General features: G+C 53.4%; 4 protein-coding genes. All 4 read right to left on the minus strand.

Going from position 1 to position 1,102, the window contains the following annotated elements; genetic code table 11:
* Positions 1-244: hypothetical protein (locus V6D20_05970; GenBank protein ID HEY9815333.1), on the minus strand; the 244-nt coding region annotated here is incomplete at its 3' end.
* Complete coding sequence (locus V6D20_05975; GenBank protein HEY9815334.1) at positions 219-443, minus strand: hypothetical protein; 225 nt, start codon at positions 441-443, stop codon at positions 219-221. The genes V6D20_05970 and V6D20_05975, both read right to left, overlap by 26 nt.
* Positions 440-865, minus strand: coding sequence for a M23 family metallopeptidase (locus V6D20_05980; protein ID HEY9815335.1), 426 nt, complete (start codon positions 863-865; stop codon positions 440-442). Before V6D20_05980 ends, V6D20_05975 begins: the two co-directional genes overlap by 4 nt.
* The coding region (locus V6D20_05985; GenBank protein ID HEY9815336.1) for a hypothetical protein at positions 862-1,102 on the minus strand (241 nt) is incomplete at its 5' end. The genes V6D20_05985 and V6D20_05980, both read right to left, overlap by 4 nt.

The raw sequence follows: 1,102 nt of genomic DNA on the forward strand, positions 1-1,102 counted from the left end.
TTGTTAGCTGTGTATTAATGGCCTGTCGCTTTTCCATATCTGCCGAGATTCGGGCAAGCTGCTCATTCTGCGTCTGGATAGCTTCAGCCTGTACTCGATTCTGCACTTCCAGGCTGCCGAACTCTTTTAGCTCAGACCAGAACCAATAGCCAGCACCCGCCCCAGCAATCAGCAAAGCAATTAGCGCATAGCCTGAAAAGGGTGAAGCCGCAAAACCGCTAATCTTTTTCGCTATCCAGTTCATTGTCTTTCTCCAATCGCCACTTGATCATCCCGCTTATGATGGCAGGCAAGCCCATCAGGGTTAGATACACGCCGCCCACAGCCGCTGTGACCTCTGCTATGTCGCTAAAGACCTTATACGTGCCCCATCCTACCAGTGCTAGGTAATACACCGATATGAGGGCTGTGAGGGCGTAGTGCTTATATAGCCATCTAATCACAGGTAGCCCCTCATTCCTCTGATGGTTTCATAAAGTGGCGTTGGGTCAATGTAATCATTGCCGTTCATAATCTCAAAATGCACATGCTGAGTGCCGCCATCGGCCATGCTGTCCAGTTCCTGGGAGCCACCCAAGACATCATGAACCGTTACGTAATCATCTAGCTCAACGTGGGGGCGAACGTAGAAGACTCGATACTTGTAGTTGCCCGCCGTGACTTCCACATAGCGAATCTCGCGGTTGCCAGCATACGGCCAACCTAGCTTGGTCACAGTGCCATTGACCGGCGAGCATATGGCCGTGCCAGGGTTGCACATTAAGTCAATGCCCTTGTGCTTCCTGTTGCCCCTCGGGGCGTCATACCAGCCGCAGCCTTGGGCGTCACACTTGCGCTTTGGCAGAGAGTAAAATGATGCGCTCATGTTGCTGGCGGTGTCGGCAATGCAGCAATCACTTCGGCCAGTGTTGGCGGCTCAATCTCACCGGCTTTAAACTGTTGCAGCATGGCAAAGGCTGTGGCGTAGATTTCGCCGGTCCACAGGCTCAATGCCTTGGCCTCTGCTTCGAAAGGGTTGCCCACGGTCAAGAACTTGCCCACGCTGTCCATGGACTTGTAGCCACGGTCGCGGGCTGTCTGGTCCACGTACTTGTCAAGCTCG

This window comes from Candidatus Obscuribacterales bacterium (assembly GCA_036703605.1).
Taxonomy (GTDB): Bacteria; Cyanobacteriota; Cyanobacteriia; order RECH01; family RECH01; genus RECH01.

Excerpts from the sequence above, each read along its gene's own strand:
- V6D20_05980 (HEY9815335.1), bottom strand. The coding sequence starts at position 865 with ATGAGCGCATCATTTTACTCTCTGCCAAAGCGCAAGTGTGACGCCCAA.